This is a genomic window from Pseudomonas shahriarae, assembly GCF_014268455.2.
Taxonomy (GTDB): domain Bacteria; phylum Pseudomonadota; class Gammaproteobacteria; order Pseudomonadales; family Pseudomonadaceae; genus Aquipseudomonas; species Aquipseudomonas shahriarae.
Genome location: NZ_CP077085.1, coordinates 4,796,915 through 4,818,993, shown reverse-complemented (window position 1 = coordinate 4,818,993; position 22,079 = coordinate 4,796,915). Strand labels below are relative to the sequence as shown.

The 22,079-nt window shown below is 61.3% G+C and carries 14 protein-coding genes; 2 read left to right on the top strand and 12 right to left on the bottom strand.

Annotation, left to right across the window (positions count from 1 at the left end; all coding sequences use genetic code 11):
• Positions 1-76 precede the first annotated feature (76 nt).
• The 5 genes from HU773_RS21465 to gcvH form a co-directional block, all read right to left on the bottom strand.
• Positions 77-289, bottom strand: coding sequence for a cold-shock protein (locus HU773_RS21465; protein ID WP_029241865.1), 213 nt, complete (start codon positions 287-289; stop codon positions 77-79).
• A gap of 388 nt (positions 290-677) precedes the next feature.
• A complete protein-coding gene (gcvT, locus tag HU773_RS21460) occupies positions 678-1,802 on the bottom strand; it encodes a glycine cleavage system aminomethyltransferase GcvT (RefSeq protein ID WP_057960517.1) in 1,125 nt (374 codons plus the stop codon).
• A gap of 39 nt (positions 1,803-1,841) precedes the next feature.
• Positions 1,842-3,218 (bottom strand): L-serine ammonia-lyase, encoded by a 1,377-nt coding sequence (locus tag HU773_RS21455; RefSeq protein WP_057960516.1) that lies wholly within the window; start codon positions 3,216-3,218, stop codon positions 1,842-1,844.
• Positions 3,219-3,402: 184 nt separating this feature from the next.
• Positions 3,403-6,252 (bottom strand): aminomethyl-transferring glycine dehydrogenase, encoded by a 2,850-nt coding sequence (gene gcvP / locus HU773_RS21450; protein WP_115128821.1) that lies wholly within the window; start codon positions 6,250-6,252, stop codon positions 3,403-3,405.
• 10 nt (positions 6,253-6,262) lie between these two features.
• Positions 6,263-6,646, bottom strand: a complete 384-nt coding sequence (gene gcvH / locus HU773_RS21445) for a glycine cleavage system protein GcvH (protein WP_057440003.1) — start codon at positions 6,644-6,646, stop codon at positions 6,263-6,265.
• Positions 6,647-6,980: 334 nt separating this feature from the next.
• Between gcvH and HU773_RS21440 the strand changes: the two genes are divergently transcribed.
• Positions 6,981-11,660 carry a hypothetical protein gene (locus HU773_RS21440; RefSeq protein WP_186625466.1) on the top strand — a complete coding sequence of 1,560 codons (4,680 nt, stop codon included), beginning with the start codon at positions 6,981-6,983 and terminating at the stop codon, positions 11,658-11,660.
• Here HU773_RS21440 and gcsR read toward each other — a convergent pair whose 3' ends face one another.
• From gcsR to arcD (HU773_RS21410), 6 genes are all read right to left on the bottom strand, one after another.
• On the bottom strand, positions 11,661-13,169 hold the full coding sequence (gene gcsR / locus HU773_RS21435) for a transcriptional regulator GcsR (protein WP_057440001.1): 1,509 nt from the start codon (positions 13,167-13,169) through the stop codon (positions 11,661-11,663).
• 199 nt (positions 13,170-13,368) lie between these two features.
• On the bottom strand, positions 13,369-13,731 hold the full coding sequence (locus HU773_RS21430) for a DUF5064 family protein (RefSeq protein ID WP_057440000.1): 363 nt from the start codon (positions 13,729-13,731) through the stop codon (positions 13,369-13,371).
• Positions 13,732-13,792: 61 nt separating this feature from the next.
• Positions 13,793-14,722, bottom strand: a complete 930-nt coding sequence (gene arcC / locus HU773_RS21425) for a carbamate kinase (protein ID WP_057960512.1) — start codon at positions 14,720-14,722, stop codon at positions 13,793-13,795.
• Between the two features lie 194 nt (positions 14,723-14,916).
• Positions 14,917-15,927 carry an ornithine carbamoyltransferase gene (locus HU773_RS21420; protein ID WP_029296316.1) on the bottom strand — a complete coding sequence of 337 codons (1,011 nt, stop codon included), beginning with the start codon at positions 15,925-15,927 and terminating at the stop codon, positions 14,917-14,919.
• Positions 15,928-15,997: 70 nt separating this feature from the next.
• A complete protein-coding gene (gene arcA / locus HU773_RS21415; RefSeq protein WP_057960511.1) occupies positions 15,998-17,254 on the bottom strand; it encodes an arginine deiminase in 1,257 nt (418 codons plus the stop codon).
• 34 nt (positions 17,255-17,288) lie between these two features.
• Entirely contained in the window at positions 17,289-18,716 is a 1,428-nt protein-coding gene (gene arcD, locus HU773_RS21410) for an arginine-ornithine antiporter (RefSeq protein ID WP_057439997.1), read from the bottom strand.
• A 441-nt stretch (positions 18,717-19,157) separates the two neighbouring features.
• Here arcD (HU773_RS21410) and arcD (HU773_RS21405) point away from each other — a divergent pair, with 441 nt between their 5' ends.
• Positions 19,158-20,585, top strand: a complete 1,428-nt coding sequence (arcD, locus tag HU773_RS21405) for an arginine-ornithine antiporter (protein ID WP_057960510.1) — start codon at positions 19,158-19,160, stop codon at positions 20,583-20,585.
• Between the two features lie 120 nt (positions 20,586-20,705).
• Here the strand turns inward: arcD (HU773_RS21405) and HU773_RS21400 are convergent, their stop codons facing one another.
• Positions 20,706-22,055, bottom strand: a complete 1,350-nt coding sequence (locus HU773_RS21400) for a CoA transferase (RefSeq protein ID WP_186625463.1) — start codon at positions 22,053-22,055, stop codon at positions 20,706-20,708.
• Positions 22,056-22,079 lie beyond the last annotated feature (24 nt).

Here is a 22,079-nt window from a genome sequence, read left to right as displayed (position 1 = left end):
AAAAGCCATTTTACGGACAAACGCACATAAAAAAGCCTCTGATGTCACCATCAGAGGCTTTTTGTCGCAGTAAGGATCAGGCTTCTGCTTGTACTTCGTCAGCCTGCATGCCTTTCTGGCCCTGCACGGCGATGAAGGTCACTTTCTGGCCTTCTTTCAGGCTCTTGAAACCGTTGCCCTGGATAGCGCGGAAATGCACGAACAGATCCGCACCGCTTTCTGGAGTGATAAAACCAAAACCTTTCTCGTCGTTAAACCACTTGACGGTACCGCTCTGACGTTCAGCCATTTTCTTATTTCCTTGACGCTAAAAATTAATGACAGCCCCTTTCACCTGAAAGAGTACTGGGCTGGGTTGCAGGAAAGTAAGAGACGTCGAACGGGTTGTAGCAAACTTTGGCTACTGCCCAGGTCCAGGTTAAAAGCGACCCATGCAAACACAGTGGGCAAACTCTACGACAACTAACACAGAAAAAACAAGCCCTCTGCAAGCCACGTATTTACTCGCCTTCATGACACTTCGGTCAACATTGCGGCACTGTGTTATTCGATAGCGTGGGTCACTTGTTATAGGTTAATCGATATAACATTGACTATCGTCAGTGCACTGTTTTATGGCGGTTGCGTTACAGATTAGTGCAAATGAACACAACCGCGTTACTTATAGGAACAGTCGATCAGCCACGGTAGTAACGTTGTGGCACGAATGGCATTTTACTTACACGAAGTGGCACCTTTTTCCCACGCACTAATGCAGAGACTTCGCTCTCCAGCGCGGTAAAGGCCGTGTCGAGGTAGCCCATGGCGAGCGGGCCGCCGAGGCTCGGGCCAAAGCCGCCGCTGCACACACGGCCGATCACGGTGCCGTGTTCATCGACAATCTCGGCGCCTTCACGGACCGGGGTGCGTTCCTGGGGCAGCAGGCCAACGCGTTTGCGGCTGACGCCGGTTTGCTGCTGGGTGAAAATCCGATCTGCCCCCGGGAAGCCCCCGGCACGCGCGCCATCGGCGCGACGGGCCTTGGAAATCGCCCACAGCAGGCTGGCTTCAATCGGCGTGGTCTCGGTGTTCATATCGTGGCCATAGAGGCACAGCCCGGCTTCCAGGCGCAGGGAGTCGCGGGCGCCGAGGCCGATAGCTTCGACTTCAGTTTCGGCCAGCAGGCTACGGGCCAGGCTTTCGGCACTGGCCGCAGGCACCGAGATCTCAAAACCGTCTTCGCCGGTATAGCCGGAACGGCTGACGTAGCACTCGACCCCCAGCAGGCGCAGGGGCGCGAACTGCATAAAGGTCATCTTGGTCACTTCCGGCGCCAGGCGCGCCAGTACTTTCACCGCTGCCGGGCCTTGCAGGGCCAGCAGGGCGCGCTCTTCAAACAGTGGCTCGATCTGGCATTGCTCGCCCAGATGCTGGCGCAGGTGCGCCAGGTCCTGATCCTTGCAGGCGGCGTTGACCACCAGAAACAGCTCGTCGTTACCCAGGTTGGCGACCATCAGGTCATCGAGGATGCCGCCCTGGTCGTTAGTGAACATGGCGTAGCGCTGCATGCCCACGGGCAGGTCGATGATATCCACCGGCACCAGGGTTTCCAGGGCCTTGGCGGCGTTGGACCCGGTCAGGCGGATCTGGCCCATGTGCGACACATCAAACAACCCGGCCTGTTCACGGGTGTGCTGGTGTTCTTTCATCACGCCCAGGGGGTATTGCACCGGCATGTCATAACCGGCGAACGGCACCATGCGTGCGCCCAGTTCAAGGTGCAGGGCGTGCAGCGGGGTTTTCAACAGGGTTTCGGTGGACATATTCAGCTCCTGAAAAACGTGCTGGCGCGTTTATAAGCATCAGCACTCGATAATGTTGACGGCCAAACCGCCACGGGCGGTTTCCTTGTATTTGCTTTTCATATCGGCGCCGGTCTGGCGCATGGTGCGGATCACCTTGTCGAGGGACACGAAGTGCTGCCCATCACCGCGCAAGGCCATGCGCACCGCATTGATCGCCTTCACCGAACCCATGGCATTGCGCTCGATGCAGGGCACCTGCACCAGGCCGCCAATCGGGTCGCAGGTCAGGCCGAGGTTATGCTCCATGCCGATTTCGGCGGCGTTCTCCACCTGGGAGACGGTGCCGCCCAGCACTTCACACAAGGCTCCGGCGGCCATGGAACAGGCCACGCCCACTTCGCCCTGGCAGCCGACCTCAGCCCCGGAGATCGAGGCGTTTTCTTTGTAGAGGATGCCGATGGCCGCGGCGGTCAGCAGGAAGCGCACCACCCCGTCCTCATTGGCGCCGGGGATAAAGCGCATGTAGTAATGCAACACCGCCGGCACAATCCCGGCGGCACCGTTGGTGGGCGCCGTGACCACGCGCCCGCCGTTGGCGTTTTCTTCGTTGACCGCCAGGGCATACAGGTTGACCCAATCCAGCACCGACAGCGGGTCGCGCAGCGCCGATTCCGGGTTCTTGCACAACTGGCGATGCAGCGCGGCCGCACGGCGCTTGACCTTCAAGCCACCGGGTAGGATGCCTTCATTGCGACAGCCGGCCGCCACGCAGTCCTGCATGACCTGCCAGATCTTCAGCAGGCCGCTGCGGGTCTCGGCTTCCGGGCGCCAGGCGCTTTCGTTGGTCAGCATCACCTGGCTGATGGACAGCCCGTAGGTGGTGCAATGGCCAAGCAAATCCTTGGCGTGCTTGAAAGGGAAGGTCAGGGGCGTGGCGTCTTCGACGATCCGGTCGGCGCCGGCCGCGTCTTCATCCACCACAAAACCACCGCCCACCGAGTAGTACTCACGGCTGCGGATCTGGATGCCGGCTGCGTCAAACGCACGAAAGATCATGCCGTTGGGGTGGTAGGCGAGGGGTTTGCGAATCATCGCCAGGTGTTCTTTCTCGTTGAACGCAATGCTGTGTTCACCGAGCAGGTTCAAGCGAGCGTCGCCGCGCATCTGCACCAGGCGCGCGGCCACGGTTTCGGTGTCGACGGTGTCCGGGTGTTCACCTTCCAGGCCCAGCAGCACGGCCTTGTCACTGCCGTGGCCTTTGCCGGTGGCGCCGAGTGAACCGTAGAGTTCCACCTTGACGCAGGTGGTGGCGTGCAACAGGTCGTCCCGCTTGAGGCCCTCGGCGAAGCGGGCGGCGGCACGCATCGGGCCAACGGTGTGGGAACTGGAGGGGCCGATGCCAATCTTGAACAGGTCGAACACGCTTAAAGACATGAGTTGTTCTCCGGTTTCTTATTATTGGAAGCAAGCTGTTCTGCGCAATGCGATCACTGTGGGAGCCGGGCTTGTGTAGGCGCTGGCTTGCCTGCGATGCAGACACCTCGGTCTATCAGTAGCTCCGAGGTGAGGCTATCGCAGGCAAGCCAGCTCCTACACTGACTGCGTCTCTTCAGTCAGATCACGCGTAGCTCTCGATCGACGGGCACGCACACACCAGATTGCGATCGCCAAACACGTTGTCGACCCGGCCGACCGGCGGCCAGTACTTGCCTTCGATCAACGACGCTACCGGATACACCGCCTGTTCACGGCTGTACGGGTGGCTCCATTCACCGACGATTTCAGCTGCCGTGTGCGGCGCGTTTTTCAGCGGGTTGTCGTCCTTGTCCAGCGTGCCGTTTTCCACCGCGCGGATTTCCTCGCGGATAGCGATCATGGCGTCGCAGAAGCGGTCCAGTTCTTCCTTGGATTCGCTTTCGGTCGGCTCGATCATCAAGGTGCCGGCCACCGGGAACGACATGGTCGGGGCATGGAAACCAAAGTCGATCAGGCGCTTGGCCACGTCATCCACGCTGATGCCGCTGCTGTCCTTGAGCGGGCGCAGGTCTAGGATGCACTCGTGCGCCACCAGGCCGTTGCTGCCGGTGTACAGCACCGGGTAGTGCTCTTCCAGGCGACGGGAAATGTAGTTGGCATTGAGGATCGCCAGCTGCGAAGCGCGCTTGAGGCCTGCACCGCCCATCATGCTGATGTACATCCAGGTGATCGGCAGGATGCTCGCACTGCCAAATGGCGCCGCGCAGACTGCGCCTTCCTTGCGCTGCATGGCCGCGTGGCCGGGCAGGAATGGCGTGAGGTGCGACTTGACGCCAATCGGGCCAACGCCCGGGCCGCCACCGCCGTGGGGGATGCAGAAGGTCTTGTGCAGGTTCAGGTGCGACACGTCGCCGCCGAACTTGCCCGGGGCGCACAGGCCGACCATGGCGTTCATGTTGGCGCCATCGATATACACCTGGCCGCCGTTGTCATGGATGATCCCGCAGATTTCGCGGATGCCTTCCTCGAACACGCCATGGGTCGACGGGTAGGTGATCATCAGCGCGGCGAGGTGCTCGCGGTGCTCGATGGCCTTGGCGCGCAGGTCTTCGATGTCCACGTTGCCACGGGCATCGCACGCGGTGACGACTACGCGCATGCCGGCCATGTTGGCGGTGGCCGGGTTGGTGCCGTGGGCCGACGAAGGAATCAGGCAGATATCGCGGCGTTCTTCACCACGGCTCTGGTGATAGGCACGGATCGCCAAGAGGCCCGCGTACTCGCCCTGGGAACCGGCGTTCGGCTGCAGGGAGATGGCGTCGTAGCCGGTGGCCGCGCAGAGCATGGCTTCCAGTTCAGTGGTCAGTTGCAGGTAGCCGGCGCTTTGCTCGGCCGGGGCGAACGGGTGCAGGGCCCCGAACTCGGCCCAGGTCACCGGGATCATTTCACTGGCGGCGTTGAGCTTCATGGTGCACGAGCCCAGCGGGATCATGGTGCGGTCCAGCGCCAGGTCCTTGTCGGCCAGCTTGCGCAGGTAGCGCATCAGCTCGGTTTCCGAGTGATAGCGGTTGAACACCGGGTGGCTGAGGATCGGCGATTGGCGCAGCAGCGCGGCCGGCAGAGTGCTGTCGACGCTGGCGGCGAGGGCGGCGAAGTCCGGCAGGGCTTTACCGCCTGCGAACACGCTCCACAGGGTTTCGATATCGGCCTGGGTGGTGGTTTCATCCACCGACAGGCCCAGGCGTGCCGCGTCCACGACGCGCAGGTTGATGCGCTGGGCACGGGCCTGGTCGTGCAGGGCCGCAGTGTTGGCGCCGGTGGCCAGGGTCAGGGTGTCGAAGAACGTCTCTTGTTCAACCTTGAAGCCCAGGGCACCCAGGCCTTTGGCGAGGATTGCGGCCAGGTGATGAATGCGCGTGGCGATCTGCACCAGGCCTTTGGGGCCGTGGTACACCGCGTACATGCTGGCAATGTTGGCCAGCAGTACCTGGGCGGTGCAGATGTTGCTGGTGGCCTTTTCGCGGCGGATATGTTGCTCGCGGGTCTGCATGGCCAGGCGCAGGGCCGGCTTGCCGAAACGGTCTACGGACACACCGACCAGACGCCCCGGCATGTCACGCTTGAACGCGTCCTTGGTGGAGAAGTAAGCGGCGTGCGGGCCACCAAAGCCCAGCGGCACGCCGAAGCGCTGCGCACTGCCGATGGCCACGTCGGCACCGAACTCACCCGGTGGGGTCAGCAGGGTCAGGGCCAGCAGGTCGGCGGCCACGGCCACCAGTGCGTTGGCGGCGTGGAAGCGCTCGGTCAATTCACGGTAGTCGAACACATCACCGTTGCTGGCCGGGTATTGCAGCAGGGCGCCGAAGAACGGGCTGACATCCGTCAGTTCACGCTCGTCGCCCACTACCACCTCGATGCCCAGCGGCTCGGCACGGGTGCGCAGCACGTCGAGGGTCTGCGGGTGGCTGTGCACGGAGGCAAAGAACTGGTTGCTGCCCTTGTTCTTGCTCAGACGCTTGCAGAAGGTCATGGCCTCGGCGGCGGCAGTGGCTTCGTCGAGCAGGGATGCGTTGGCGATCGGCAGGCCGGTAAGGTCACTGATCAGGGTCTGGAAGTTCAGCAGCGCTTCCAGGCGGCCTTGGGAGATCTCGGGCTGGTAAGGCGTGTAGGCGGTGTACCAGGCCGGGTTTTCCAGGAGGTTGCGCAGGATCGGCGACGGCGTGTGGCAGTTGTAATAGCCCTGGCCGATGTAGGTCTTGAACAGTTGGTTCTTGGCGGCGATGGCCTTGATCGAGGCCAGTGCATCGGCCTCGCTCAGGCCGTCGCTCAGGCCCAGCACGGCGGTGCCCTTGATGCTTTCCGGGATCACGCTGGCGCTCAAGGCTTCCAGGGAGTCAAAACCCAGGGTCGCGAGCATCTGTTGCTCGTCGTCCTGGCGCGGGCCGATGTGGCGGGCGATAAATTCGTTGGCGGTGCTCAGGTTGATACTCATGGCGCGCTCCTCAAGCTTCAGCGTTGGCTTTGATCAGGCGGTCGTACGCATCCTGATCCAACAGCTTAGCTACTGCATCGGCGTCAGCCGGTTTAAAGCGGAAGAACCAGCCTTCGCCCGTCGGGTCTTCGTTGACCAGTTCCGGGCTTTCGCTGAGCTGGTCGTTGACTTCCAGCACTTCGCCGGTCAGGGGCATGTACACGCCGCTGGCGGCCTTGACCGATTCCACAGTGGAGGCTTCGGCGCCCTGCTCGTAGGCCTGCAGCTCCGGCAGTTGCACGTAAACCACATCACCCAGGGCGTTTTGCGCGAACGCGGTAATACCTACGGTGACGCTGCCGTCAGCTTCGGCACGCAGCCATTCGTGATCTTCAGTAAAACGCAATTCGCTCATGGAAACTCCTCAGGGCCAGAATCGTCTGGTGGACGGGATTGGAATGGGAGAGTCCTTAGCAAAAATGCGGCCAATATAAATTTATTGTTATTAATCAACTGTTTATAGATATGTGGTGGTGAGTGAGGGACGCGCGCTGTAGCGAAATCGCTACGGATCGACAGTGGAAAAAAAGCCTATTTGGATCAAAGCCTTGCATGGCGAAGGCGGGCCAGACGTGTATTGAAAACGTTCCGCTGTAGCGTTTTCGATACGGCTGCGCGAGATGTATGTAGCGCACGGGCCGGCAGGGGGCGGCTTATTTTGCCGTTATCCAATGATTAGGACGCGCGGCATGAGCCATTCAATAGCGGCATTTCAGGGCACTTCCCAGCTAAACGCATCCCGCGACTTTCTCCGGCGCCTGTTTGCCCAGCGCCCGACGTTGACGCAAGTGGCCGAGTCCATGGTCCAGGACTGGATCGCCGACGGGTTCGCGGCCTCCCGTTTACGGGCCAACATCACCTGGATCGGCGTGAGGCAGCCCGCTCAAGCCGGCGCTGACAGCTATACCCAGCTCACGACCCTGGGTGATGCCTTGATCAGGCGCTGCATGAGCAGCGAAGTGCTGAACTACGTGGCCGGTCATCACTACCTGTTGGTCAGTTCCATAAGCCATGGCCTCGTGCCGATAACCGATGTGGTGTCGGTCGATGATATTGAGTTCATGCTCAACGCCCTGGCCCCCCAGTTGCTCGCCGGTTTTAACGCAAGGCTGGTGGCCTACTGGAACGCGCCTGCCCCCGGCGATGCAGGGCTTAGTCGCTGGGGCGCAGTCGGCACGCAGTTGCGTGAGTGTTTGCTCAGCGCCCGGCAGACTCCGCCCCTGACACCGCAGCAAGCAAGCGCGCTGCTGGGGCTGGGGGACGGGCCGCAGGAACTGTGGGGCCATCAGGTGGACCGGCAAGCGCTGGGCGGGGCCGATGTGCTGCGGATCTATCAAGTCTATGCCGGCCAGGAGGGGCGGCCCGGCGAGTGGCTGCCGTTGTTGGTCTTGCAGCGTCAGGTCGCGCAGCAACAGGTCAACCTGGTTTATGTTCCCGCGATAAGCCTGCTCAAACTGACTGCGTTGGACGAGTTGGGCAGCCTGCTGCCACGCTACATGAGCCACTACACCCCTGGACTGCTCGTCAATTGGGTGCTCAAGGAGCCGCAAGGTGATGTGTTCGATGCACAGGCCCAGACCTTGCTGGAGCGCCAGTTAAGGGCGTTGCAGCAGCTCAATTGGTCGGCCCTGCCCGGCGTCGACAGCTACAAGCGCCTGTTCAGCCAACTCACCGCACCCGAGGTGTGGTTCGAGGGCGACTATCTCCAGCAGCCCCACGAAGAGCAGTTGCCGCTGTGGTTGCAGGTCGCCAGCGGGGCCGACCGGAACACCTACGGCCAATGGCTGGAGCGTCTGGCAGACCTGCAAAAACGCACGGGCGGTGCATCGTTTCTCGACGGGCTGGAGCCGATTGACGTGTATGCCCGCCATGCGCTGCAACGCCAGATGCACCTGGATTTCCCGCAAGAAGCCGCGATCAATCCGGATGATTACCTGCTGACGTTTGAACGCACCCAAGGCGCCACGGTGGGCTGGACGCAGCGCACCACCAAGTCCTTGACCTCATGGTCGTTGGAAAACCCCTTTGCTACCCCCTATGCCAGTGTGCAGATCGCCCATCGGGCGGCGCCGGGGCAGGAGGTTGCCGCGTGGATCAGGCCGGCGTACCTGGAAAAACTGATTGAGACGGTCGATGTGGGGCGGCATTACCCCGCGCTACTCAAGCGGGCGCTGGTGTCGGACCCGGCAGAGTCTGCACGGCGCCGACGCTTGTTTGTCGAGCAGATGGCCTTGCAGCTTCCATTGCGCGCCCTTGAGAACAGCCTACGCCAACGCAACGGGTTTACCCCGCCAGGCGCAGAGGTGGTGCAAGCCTTGCTGCAGAGCGATCCGCTCAAGCGGGCGGTCGGGAACCAAGTGATCATCGCCCGGCCCTTGGCTTTTCTGACGCATGCCGGGGGAACGGTGCATAAAGCCAGCAACCTGTTTGTCATCGGTCCGCGGGATAACAGCCCGTTGCCCCATATTCTGTACCGGCCTGATCAGGCCGAGGCGCTGCTCCAGCAGTTCGCCAGCCGCCAGGCGCTGCTCGACGAGATCACTCGAACGGGCAGTGACCTGCAGGCGGTGGTGCTTGAGCAACTGTCTGAAAGCAGCCGCGCATTGTTTGCCAACGGCGGGTTTTCAAGCCCCCATGTCCAGCGCTTTCTACAGGGGGACGAATACAGCGAGCACGCTGCGGCGAGCCCGGCATTGCTCAGCGACGAGCCAGTACCTGGGGTGTTTCTTGAGACGGTATTTGATGAAAACGCCAGGAGCCTTTGGCAGTCCGCCGAAAAACGCGCCACCTCTATCGAGGCGCTGCGTTGGACGCTGTTCAAGAATAATCTCTGGCAGATCTTCAATGCCCTGCTGCCCCTGCTCAGGGGATCGGTGGCAGTGGCGGGGTGGTTGTCCCAGGTGTATGTCAGCTTTCGCACGGTGCTGGCTTTGCCGGCCGCAGCCAGTCAGGAAGACACCGCCGGTGCCCTGGTCGATTTGCTCGGTAGCCTGGCCGGCCTGCTGTTGAGCCCGGTGGTCAGCCTTGATCAGCGTTTGCGGTTGAGTGAGACCCGGCCACTGTCTACTGGCGCGATCGAAACCACGGCGGTCAGGCATGTCCAGCAGACGCCGTCGACCTTTGCCTGGCAGCGTTCACTGGCCGATGTCACGGGCATGGACTTTTCCTGGGCCAACGCGCGGTTGCGCCTTGATCCCGCGCAACAGGCACAGCTTGAGACCTTCCGCTGGTCCCCGGGGCCGGGCGAGCAGTGGCCGGGAACGCCCACGGTCAGCTCGCCAGACAGCCCTATACGCGGCCGGGTCGCGGTGCGGCGCCCCGGCGGCACGGTCAGCCATGAAGATTACCTGTTGATTGACAGCCAGCTGTATGGGGGCAAGCAGGTGGATGGGCGTTGGCGCATCGTGGACCTGAGAACCCCCCTGCGCGCCGGTCCCTGGCTCAGGAAAGATTCACGCGGGGTGTGGAAAGTCGACCTGGGCCTGCAATTGCTCGGTGGCCATCCCAAGCTGTCGGCTGCCAGCCGCCGCGCCAATATCCAGCGTCAGAACCAGATGTTTGAACGTCATTATCAAGAGATGACGGAACGCCTGATGGAGGCTGAAAAAGCCGCAGCGGCCGCTGAAGAGCGCTTTGAACACGCCCGCGGCGGCGATCAGCAAAAACTCTTTGATCCATCCCTGCAAGCGCTGCGGGCCAGCTATCTGGCCGCCCTGGAGAAACAAAGCCGGGCGCAGTTCAACCGGCTGGACGCGTTGATCGCAAAAAATGCCAACAAACCCGTGGAGCGGTTCGAGCCGGAAAAGATTCTGCAGTTGGAGGACCTTGTCCAGACCCTGCGTGTGCAGATGGTGATGCTGATCGCAAACCGCTCGAACGAGGTGTTTCCCGGTGAGCGTCGCAGCCAGTTGGGTGAGCAGTTGGAGCATGAAGACGTAGCCGTTGTTCAGGCTGCGCACCACACGCTCGTCGAGTCGATGCAGACAATTATTGGCTACAACGAGCAACTGATCGACTTGAGCATCCTGGAGCGAAACAACTATGCCAGGCTGGCCCAAGTACCCGGGTATGACTCGCGGCCTGAAGCCTTGCTTCCCTCCACACTTGGCACGCCGCTGGACTGGAAGTCGCTGCAGTTGAAGGCATTGGGCGGGGTGATAGTGCGCAGGCCGCCGAAGCCCGAGGAATATGAGGATTTCATCCGGATCGGCTCGTTGGTCGATGAGGCGACCCAATCGGTGCAGTCACAAAAAAACCTGCAGGAGGCAGGCCCCCTGAGTGTGCAACAGCGCATCGACGGCTATGACGCGATTTTGCTCGACTATGACAACACCCAAGCGTCCCTGCGTGAGTACGGCGACATGGATTCCGACCTGCTCTATGAGGGCAGCATCGAGCGCTTGAATCGCATGCTCAACGCCTTGGAGCATGAAGCGCGCGGTTCCCTGGCGGCGCTGCTGCGTGAGCGCGAGCAGACTCCTGCACGCGCGCCCGGGCCCGCGCTTGGCTCTGGCAAGCGCCTGATCCGTGACCGCAAGAGCCGCTATCTGGTGGGCCAGGTTCGGGCGCGTACGCCGCAGATGAACGAGCACATTGTCGATGTCATCAACCCGGTCGATCAGAGTGTGGTGGCGAGCTTTCGGCAGGCACCTGGCAGTGATGAGTTTGAGGCAATCACCCAGGCCAGTACGCCGCCAGTGCGCCCGGTGCGTTCCCTGGAAAGGCTCAGGGACGATGGGCGCAAGCTGCTGGCGCGCCAGTCGACTGTGCTTGAGCAGACGCGTAACGAAGCGCGCCTCTCCAGCCAGCCCGCCAGCGTCGAGGCCCGGTTGTTACGGCATGCCGGGAAAATCAATGGGGTGGCCGATAAGATCCGCAAGGCCCTGGGGCAGGAGCAAAGCCAAACGCAGGAGCCCCTGCTCAAGGAGCTGGGGCAGGCCTCCAGCCGCCTGGCGGAGCACGGCAGGCTGATCCGTATCGAGATGGTCAAGCGCCTGGCACCTGATGAAGAGGGGATTGCCTACCTCAAGAGCCAGAATGAGGTGCAAATCCTACCGATAGAGGGGCGCATAGCGCTTAAACGGGAGAATGATTTCCTGCAGGAATACCTGGTCAAGGACACTGGCGGCAAGGTATTGGCCTACGCCCATTTTCATTACCGCACACGCGAGGCGGCCAACGCGCCATACAGCGCCGGCCATTTGAAACGGCCGGAACAACGCTTTATGAGCTTTCGCAGTCTGGCCGACAAGACCGACAGCGATGTGATTGCGATCTACTATTCGCGGATCAGTCCAGCCATGGCCCAGCAGCTGTTTTTCAGCGCGACGGGGGCGGTGATCCAGCGTGGACGCAGGGTCCTGTGGTGATCAGGGTTTGCCGGGGATGCCGTATTTGCGCAACCGATGGGCGATAGCGGTGTGAGACGTCTGTAGACGGTTGGCCAACTGACGTGTCGAGGGGTAGGTGCTGTAGAGCTTTTCGAGCAGGCTGCGCTCAAAGTCCTCGACGGCCTGCTCCAGGCTGTTCACTTCGCCGTCGCTCTGGCGGGCGACCGAGGTGCCGGCAATATCCAGGTCGCCAATGTCCACCAGGTTGCTTTCGCAAATGGCGGCGGCGCGGAAGATCACGTTCTGCAACTGGCGCACATTACCCGGCCAGCGGTTGCCCAGCAGCGCCGGGTAGGTGCCCGGTGCCAGGCGGCAGACCGGGCGCTGGATCTGCGCGCAGGCCTGCTGCATGAAGTAGCGGGCCAGCAGCAGGATGTCCTGGCCACGTTCGCGCAGGGGCGGCACTTCCACATTCAGCACATTGAGGCGGTAGAACAGGTCTTCGCGGAAGGTGCCTTCGCTGACCATCTTTTCCAGGTCGCGGTGGGTGGCGCTGAGGATGCGCACATTGACCTTGACCTCGCGGTCGCCGCCGACCCGGCGAAAGCTGCCGTCATTGAGAAAACGCAGCAGCTTGGCCTGCAAGTACGGCGACATCTCGCCGATCTCATCGAGAAACACCGTGCCCTGGTTGGCCAGTTCCATCAGCCCTGGCTTGCCGCCGCGCTGGGCGCCGGTAAAGGCGCCGGGGGCGTAGCCGAACAGCTCGCTTTCGGCGAGGTTTTCCGGCAGCGCCGCGCAGTTCAGCGCCAGGAACGGTGAGCTGTGGCGTGCGCTGATGGCATGGCAGGCGCGGGCCACCAGCTCTTTGCCGGTGCCGGTCTCGCCCTGGATCAACAGCGGGGCGTCGAGGGCCGCCACCCGTTGCGCACGGGTCTTGAGGGTGCGGATGGCCACGGACTCGCCCAGCAACGCATCGAAGCCTTCGGCATGGTCATGGTGCAGCGCCGAGAGCCGCTCGCCGATGCGATTGGGTTGGTACAACGTCAGCAGCGCGCCGGCATCGGTAATCGGCGTGGCATCCAGCAGCAAGGTCTGGCCGTTGACGCTGATCTCGCGCAGGGGCAGGCGAAAGCCATGTTCGAGCAAGGCCTCCAGCAGCGCCGGATCGTCAAACAGCTCGGCGATACTTTCGCCAGCCGGCTCGCGGCCATAGAGGGCGATCAGCGCCGGGTTGGCCAGCAGCACCTTGCCGGCGCTGTCCAGGGCCAGGACCGGGTCGGTCATGGCCGCCAGCAGGGCGTCGAGTTGCAGGTGGCGGCGCTGGCCGGGAAGGATATCCACCACCGTCACCGCCTGTACGCCATGGACGCTGAACAGCGCGTCGCGCAACTCTTCCAGCACCTCCACGCTCAGGGTCGGTGCGTCGATGTAGACGTTGGGCGGGATCATCTCCACCGCATCCAGGTTGAGATTGCGCCCACCGAGCAGGGCCAGGACTTCCTGGGTAATGCCGACGCGGTCGATGAAGCTGACGTGGATACGCATGGGGCGGACTTTGATTCTGCAATGCGGAGGGTGGCCAGTATGCCTGAGCGACGGTGGAGATCAAAAATGTGGGAGTTGGCTTGCCTGCGATAGCCTCATCGAGGTGTGACTGATACATCGAGGTGCCTTCATCGCAGGCAAGCCAGCTCCCACACAAGCTGGCTCCCACATTTGATCTGTTTTGGCCGTGGAGCAGGGGTTATTCCAGGTGTTCAGGCTTGATCGGATCGCCCGGCTTTACATCCAGCTGGTGGCGCACATCCTCGAACATCAAGTCGTACTGTTTATGCATGCCTCCGTTGAGGACCGCGGTTTTCGGCATGCCGTATTTCTGCGCAATGTTCATGGCATGGCGGGCAAAGTCGAAGGCCTGGTCCTTGGGCAGGAAGAATTCTTCCTTGAGCTCTTTGCCCTGCACCGAACCATGCATCTTGAAGAGCATTCCCTTGCCTTCCTTTGGATCCTGGCTGACTTCATAGTCGATGCACAGGTCGTAGCTGTGGTCCTGGGCATTCAAGGCGTGGCGTTCAACATGCAAGTGACCGGGTTCAAAAATGGCCATAGGCGTCTCTCCCTAACAAGGCATTGGAGAAGGGCGGCTGCAACAGCCGCCCGGGGTGTATTTATAAGTAGGTGATGCCAGGTTTTGCCGTGCTGATACGGGTACCGGCGGTGCCCTGGACGATCGCTTCGATGTCCGAGAGTGAACCGATCACTGCGGTTTTGCCAGTGTTGCGGGCGAACTCGCAGGCGGCCTGGACCTTGGGCCCCATGGAGCCGGCGGCGAAGCCGAGTGTTTCCATGTCGTCGGGGTGGGCCTGGCCGATAGCCTTTTGCGTTGGCTTGCCGAAGTCGATAAAGGCGGCGTTGACGTCGGTGGCGATCACCAGCAGGTCGGCTTCCAGTTGCTGGGCCAGCAGCGAGGAACACAGGTCTTTGTCGATCACCGCCTCGATGCCCTTGAGCTTGCCGTTCTCGTCATACATGGTCGGGATGCCGCCGCCGCCGGCACAGATCACGATGCTGCTCTTTTCCAGCAGCCACTTGATCGGGCGGATCTCAAAGATGCGTTTGGGCCGTGGGCTGGCCACTACCCGGCGGTATTTATCGCCATCGGGGGCAATCGCCCAGCCTTTTTCTGCGGCCAGTTTTTCCGCTTCGGCTTTGGAGTAGACCGGGCCGATCGGCTTGGTCGGGTTCTGAAAGGCCGGGTCGTTGGCGTCCACTTCAACCTGGGTCAGCAGGGTGGCGAATGGCACCTCAAAGTCCAGCAGGTTGCCCAGTTCCTGTTCGATGATGTAGCCGATCATGCCTTCGGTTTCGGCACCCAGCACGTCCAGCGGGTAGGGCGAGACCTGGGTGTAGGCGGCGGCTTGCAGGGACAGCAGGCCGACTTGCGGCCCATTGCCGTGGGCGATCACCAGCTCATTGCCGGGATGGATCTTGGCAATCTGTTCGGTGGCGATCCGGATATTGGCGCGTTGGTTGTCCGCAGTCATGGGTTCACCACGGCGGAGCAGGGCGTTACCGCCCAGAGCAACGACGATACGCATAGCGGTTGTCCTTTTAGAGTGCGGCTTTGTGAACACCGGACAAAATGTCGGAGTTGGCTTTATGTGGGAGCTGGCTTGCCTGCGATGGCATCACCTCAATATGCCTGGCAGACCGAGGTGACTGCATCGCGGGCAAGGCCGCATAAAGCCCGCTCCCACATTGACCGTGTTACATCAGTGGGAGCGGTGTTGGGTTACAAGTCAGCCAGCGTCGAAACCAGGATCGCCTTGATGGTGTGCATGCGGTTTTCCGCTTGCTCGAAGGCGATGCAGGCTGGGGACTCGAACACGTCGTCGGTCACTTCGATGCCGTTGGCCAGGTGCGGATACTGCTCGGCAATCTGTTTGCCGATCTTGGTATCGCTGTTATGGAACGCCGGCAGGCAGTGCATGAACTTGGTGCGTGGGTTGCCGGTGGCTTTCATCAGTTGGGCATTGACCTGGTACGGCAGCAGTTGCTCGATACGCTCGGCCCAGGCTTCCACTGGCTCGCCCATGGAGACCCAGACGTCAGTGTGGATAAAGTCCACGCCCTTGACCGCCGCTTTCGGGTCTTCGGTGAGGGTGATGCGTGCACCGCTTTCTTCCGCGTATTTTTTGCAGCGACCGACCAGGTCATCGTGGGGCCACAGGGCTTTGGGTGCGCAGATGCGTACGTCCATGCCCAGTTTGGCGCCGACCAGCAGCAGCGAGTTGCCCATGTTGTTACGGGCGTCGCCCAGGTAGGCGTAGCTGATGTCGTGGATCGGCTTGTCAGCGTGTTCACGCATGGTCAGCACGTCGGCGATCATCTGGGTTGGGTGGTACTCGTCGGTCAGGCCGTTGAACACCGGTACCCCGGCAAATTTCGCCAGTTCTTCGACGATTTCCTGCTTGAAGCCACGGTATTCGATGGCGTCGTACATGCGCCCGAGTACGCGGGCGGTGTCTTTCATGCTTTCTTTGTGGCCGATCTGCGACGAGTTCGGGTCGATATAGGTGACGTTGGCGCCCTGGTCATAGGCTGCGACTTCGAAGGCACATCGGGTGCGGGTCGAGGTTTTCTCGAAGATCAGCGCGATGTTGTTGCCTTTGAGGTGCTGCTGCTCGGTGCCGGTGTACTTGGCGCGCTTGAGGTCGCGGGACAGGTCCAGCAGGTAGCGCAGCTCGCGCGGGGTGTGGTGTTCCAGGCTCAGCAGGTTACGGTTGTGGATGTTGAACGCCATGATGATTCTCCTTGGATTCGGTAATCGGCCCGGTCGGCATCGGGTAGGTGCCGACCGGGGAGACGGTCGTTTAGTAGTCGATAGGATCGCGGATGATTGGGCAGGTCATGCAGTGGCCACCGCCACGGCCGCGACCCAGTTCACCGGCACTGATAGTGATGACTTCCACACCGGCCTTGCGCAGCAGGGTGTTGGTGTAGGTGTTGCGGTCGTAACCGATCACCACGCCAGGCTCTACCGCTACCACGTTGTTGCCGTCATCCCACTGTTCGCGTTCGGCGGCGAAGCTGTTGCCGCCGGTTTCCACTACGCGCAGGGTCTTGAGGCCAAGGGCTGCGGCCACGGTGTCGAGGAAGTTGGTTTTCTCCCGTTGGATATCAATGCCGTGGGGCTTGCTTTCGTCAGGGCGCAGGGTGAAAGGAACGATCTGGCTTACCACTTCGGGGAAGACGGTGACCAGGTCGCGGTCGCAGAAGCTGAACACGGTGTCCAGGTGCATCGCGGCGCGGGATTTCGGCAGGCCGGCCACGATGACTTTTTCCACGGCCTTGTTCTTGAACAGGTTGCGCGCCAGTTGGCCGATGGCCTGGTGGGACGAGCGCTCGCCCATACCGATCAAGACCACGCCGTTGCCAATCGGCATCACGTCGCCGCCTTCCAGGGTGGCTGCACCGTGTTGCAGGTCAGGGTCGCCGTACCAGATCTGGAAGTCGGCGTTGGTGAACTCGGGGTGGAACTTGTAGATGGCGGTGGTCAGCAGGGTTTCCTGACGTCGCGCCGGCCAGTACATCGGGTTGAGCGTTACGCCACCGTAGATCCAGCAGGTGGTGTCGCGGGTGAACTGGGTGTTGGGCAGCGGCGGCAGGATAAAGCTTGAGTGGCCGAGGAAGTCGCGGAACATCTCGATGGTCTTACCACCAAAGCTGCTCGGCAGGTCATCGGCCGACACGCCACCGATCAGGAACTCGGCGATCTTGCGCGGCTCCAGGCTGCGCAGCCAGGAACCGACTTCATCGGCCAGGCCCAAGCCAACTGTATCGGCAGTGATCTTGCGCTCGAGGATCCAGTCCAGGGCTTCGGGGATGGCAACAATGTCGGTCAGCAGGTTGTGCATTTCCAGCACATCAATATCGCGTTCGCGCATCTTGGTGACGAAGTCGAAATGGTCCCGCTTGGCCTGGGCAACCCAGAGCACGTCATCGAACAACAGTTCGTCGCAATTGTTGGGGGTCAGCCGCTGATGGGCCAGACCTGGGGAACACACCATGACTTTGCGCAGTTTGCCGGCTTCGGAATGTACGCCGTACTTAACTTTTTCCGTGGTCATTACAGATCCTCCAGTGAACATAAAGATTCAGGTGTTACAGGGTCAGGAAGCCGTCGTAGAGCCCATAGGCCGCCACCAGGGCGCCAATGACCACTGCGGCGAAAATCAGCTTCTCGACGTTGGTGAAAATCGGTTTGCCCAGTTCACGCTTGGCCTTGGCGAACAGGATCGCGCCAGGGGCGTAGAGCAGGGCGGACAGCAGCAGGTACTTGGTGCCACCGGCATACAGCAGCCAGACCGCGTAGATCAGAGCGACGGCGCCGATAAACAGGTCTTTCTTGCGCTCGGCCAGGGCCGCCTCGTAGGTCTCGCCGCGCACTGCCAGCAGCAGCGCGTAGGCCGCCGACCACAGGTAGGGCACGAGGATCATCGAGGTGGCGAGGTAGATCAGCGACAGGTAGGTACTGGCGGAAAACAGGGTGATCACCAGGAAGACCTGGACCATGGCGTTGGTCAGCCACAGGGCGTTGACCGGCACATGGTTGGCGTTTTCCTTACGCAGGAACTCCGGCATGGTGTGGTCTTTGGCAGCGGCGAACATGATCTCTGCACACAGCAGCACCCACGACAGCAGCGCACCCAGCAGCGAGATGATCAAGCCGACGCTGATCAGCACCGCGCCCCAGTGGCCGACCACATGCTCCAGCACGGCGGCCATCGACGGGTTCTGCAGCTTGGCCAGTTCCGGTTGGGTCATGATGCCCAGGGACAGCACGTTCACCAGCATCAGGAACAGCAGCACGGTGATAAAGCCGATGACGGTGGCCTTGCCCACGTCCGAGCGTTTTTCGGCACGGGACGAGAAGATGCTCGCGCCTTCGATACCGATAAATACCCAGACGGTGACCAGCATCATGTTGCGCACCTGGTTCATTACGCTGCCCAGGTCGGGGTTTTTCAGGCCCCAGATATCAGCGGTGAAGATGTCCAGCTTGAACGCGAACAGCGCGATCAATACAAATAGCACCAGCGGTACGATCTTGGCGACGGTGGTCACCAGGTTGATAAACGCCGCCTCCTTGATCCCGCGCAATACCAGAAAATGCACGGCCCACAACAGCACCGAGGCGCCGATCACCGCCGCCGGGGTGTTGCCTTCGCCGAAGATGGGGAAGAAGTAGCCCAGGGTGCTGAACAGCAACACGAAGTAGCCGACGTTGCCCAGCCAGGCACTGATCCAGTAGCCCCAGGCTGACGAGAAACCCATGTAGTCGCCAAAACCGGCCTTGGCGTAGGCGTACACGCCGCCGTCCAGGTCAGGTTTGCGATTGGCCAGGGTCTGGAATACAAAGGCCAGGGTCAACATACCCACGGCAGTGATAACCCAACCAATCAACACCGCACCGACATCGGCGCTGGCGGCCATATTTTGCGGCAACGAGAAGATCCCGCCGCCAATCATTGAGCCCACAACAAGAGCAACAAGGGCGCCTAATCGAAGTTTTCCGGGAGATTCAGACATTGCGTGACTCCAATGCAGGAGAAGAGAGACCACAGAATAAAACTGTGCGCTGTTCAAATAGCTGACTTAGATCACTTCATTGGCACATTCCATTGTGAATTAAAGACTTATGAATAAATGCTACAGGCGTATAATTGCCCGGATATGCTCATTTCAGAGCATCTCTCCGTTCGGGTTAATCCTTTTGTGCGCAAGACGTGGACGCTTGAAGCTAGCCCGTTTTCGCAGATGTGCAAACTTTTTCAGAGGCTTTGCCAAATACCTCCCATGGATAAAAGACAAGCCGTATTTAAATTCTAAATTTACCTAAACTCGATTAATTGAAATGTCATTAAGTTATGAGGCGAGCAGTTTTATTCGCTATAGCTAATAAACATTGATTGATTTCGATAAATTAGCCGAGTGCAGCGCTCAATAACTGTTTTATCTGCAGGAGTTTCTATGTCGCAACCGGCACAAAAGCTGCGTCTCAGTGCTCTGGTGGCATTGGTGGTGGGCTCGATGATTGGCGGCGGAATCTTCTCGTTGCCGCAGAACATGGCTGCGCGGGCCGAGGTGGGGGCGATCCTGATCGGTTGGGGGATCACTGCCGTGGGTATGTTGACCCTCGCGTTCGTGTTCCAGACCCTGGCCAACCGCAAGCCCAACCTCGACTCCGGGGTGTATGCCTACGCCAAGGCGGGGTTTGGCGACTACATGGGCTTCTCGTCGGCCTGGGGCTACTGGATCAGTGCCTGGATGGGCAACGTCGGCTATTTCGTGTTGCTGTTCAGCACCCTGGGCTATTTTTTCCCGGTGTTCGGCCAAGGCAACACGCCGGTGGCGATCGGTTGCGCGTCGTTGCTGCTGTGGGCTGTGCATTTTCTGGTGATGCGCGGGATCAAGGAGGCAGCGTTTATCAACCAGGTCACCACCGTGGCCAAGATCGTTCCGCTGCTGATGTTTATCGTGATCGCCGCCGTGGCCTTCAAGGCGGATGTATTCACCCGGGATATCTGGGGCCTGGGCAACCCGCAGTTCGGCGGGGTGATGGACCAGGTGCGCAATATGATGCTGGTCACCGTGTTTGTGTTTATCGGTATCGAAGGGGCCAGCGTGTACTCGGCGCGCGCGGAAAAACGCTCGGACGTGGGCCGCGCCACGGTGATCGGGTTTGTCGGAGTGCTGGCCCTGCTGGTGCTGGTCAACGTGCTGTCCCTGGGGATCATGAGCCAGCCTGAGTTGGCCAACTTGCAGAACCCCTCACTGGCGGGCGTGCTGGAACATATCGTCGGCCCCTGGGGCGCAATGTTGATCAGCATCGGCCTGGCGGTGTCGCTGCTGGGGGCGTTGCTGTCATGGGCCTTGCTGTGTGCCGAAATTCTCTACGCCACTGCCCATGACAAGACCATGCCGGCCTTCCTGAAAAAGGAAAATGCCAACCGCGTGCCGGTCAATGCGTTGTGGCTGACCAATGTGATGATCCAGCTGTTCCTGGTGATCACGCTGTTTTCGGCCAGCACTTACACCACGTTGATCTACCTGGCGTCGTCGATGATCCTCGTGCCGTATTTATGGTCGGCGGCCTATGCCGTGTTGTTGTGCGGGCGCGGAGAAACCTACGAAGAAGCCCATGGCCAGCGGCTCAAGGACCTGCTGGTCGGCGTGATTGCCCTGGGCTATGCGGTGTGGCTGCTGTATGCCGGGGGCTTGAAATACCTGCTGCTGTCGGCGTTGCTGTATGCACCTGGGGTGATTTTGTTTGCCCAGGCCAAGCGCGAGCAGGGCCAGCCGCTGTTTACCTTGCTGGAAAAGGGGATTTTCAGTTGCGTGATTGCCGGGGCGAGCCTGGCGGCGTATGGGTTGTATAGCGGAGTGCTGACCCTGTGAGCATGACGCCTGGTTGATTGTGCTGGGGAGGGCCTTATCGCGGGCAAGCCCGCTCCCACAGTTGATCGTGTACCCGGTCAACTGTGGGAGCCGGGCTTGCCCGCGATGACCATTTCAAGGTCACCACCGTGCTCGATGCGCGCCCAATTCCCCAGCCGGCAAATCCCACTGCAGCGGTGTCCCGGCAAGAGTGACCGGCGCCAGCAACCGATGCGCCGGCCCCCAGGCCGTCTGCTCCACCAGCAGCCCCTGATCACCCGGTTCTTCTTCACGCAACGCTGGCTGCTTCACGCCTTGTCCCGCCTCGATCAACAATTTCGCCGTACGCGCCAGCGACAGCCGGGCCGAACCCCCATGCCCGCTGCTTAAGCGCTCGGCCAAGGCCAGTATCGCACTGGCCGCCATCAGGTAACCGGTGGCATGGTCCAGCGCCTGCACCGGCAGCGGCACGGGTTTATCCGCCTGCTTCCATTGCATGCCGGCGTGGGCGATACCGCTGCTCATCTGCACCAGGCTGTCGAAGCCCCGGCGATTGCGCCACGGGCCGCTCCAGCCGTAGGCGTTGAGGCTGACGTCGATCAGGCCGGGGGCGAGTTGCTGCAGTGCGCTCGCGTTGTAACCCAGTTGCTCCAGTGCATCGGCCCGATAACCGTGAAACAGAATGTCGGCATCCTTGAGCAAACCTTCGAATAATTGCCGGTCGTCGGTGTTTTTAAGGTCCAGGCGCGCGCAGCGTTTGCCCAGGGTCATTTCCGGCACGACCCCTGGTTCGTTCCAGGTGGGGGAGTCGATGCGTAATACGTCGGCGCCAAGCCCTGCGAGAAAACGGCTGGCCACAGGACCGGCCAGAACGCGGGTCAGGTCCAGTACCTTGACCCCCGCCAACGGGCGCGCCACGTTGCCCAGCCAGGTGGTGTTGCCGGCTGCCTCGAAGCGCTCCCATGCCACCAACGGTTCCTGATTGACCGCCAACCCTTGGGGATGAGCCTGCCAGTGCTGCCAGGTGCGCATCTGCGCGGCGCAGCCGGCCTCATCGACAATCGCCTGCTCAAGCTCGGCAGCGTTCCAGGAGGCGACCCTGAGCGCCATCGCCGCCCGATCCGCGACCTGCCCCAGTACACGCTCGGCAGCTGCGCGGTGGTGGGGGGCGTTGGTGTGCAGACGAATCCAGCCGTCAGCGCAGGCGTAGTCGCCGGCAATCGGATCCCACAGCGGCGGTACGTTCCAGCCCAGTGGGCGCAGGGAGCTGGAGAACCAGAAGGAGGCCAGGCGCGGGTCGACGCTGATCAGGGGCAGGCGCCCGGTGTGTTGTTCCAGCAGCCGGGCTATGGCCTGGCCGGCAGCCCCGATGCTGGCGCAGGCCAGCTCGGTGACAGCGAAGGTTGACGGCAGGGCGCCGGCTGCAGTGGTCGCCAGCGGCGTGGGCGGCAGATCGATTGCACGCTGGATCGAGGTGAGCAGATCAGTCATCAAAGGCCCTCCATAAGAGAGGGG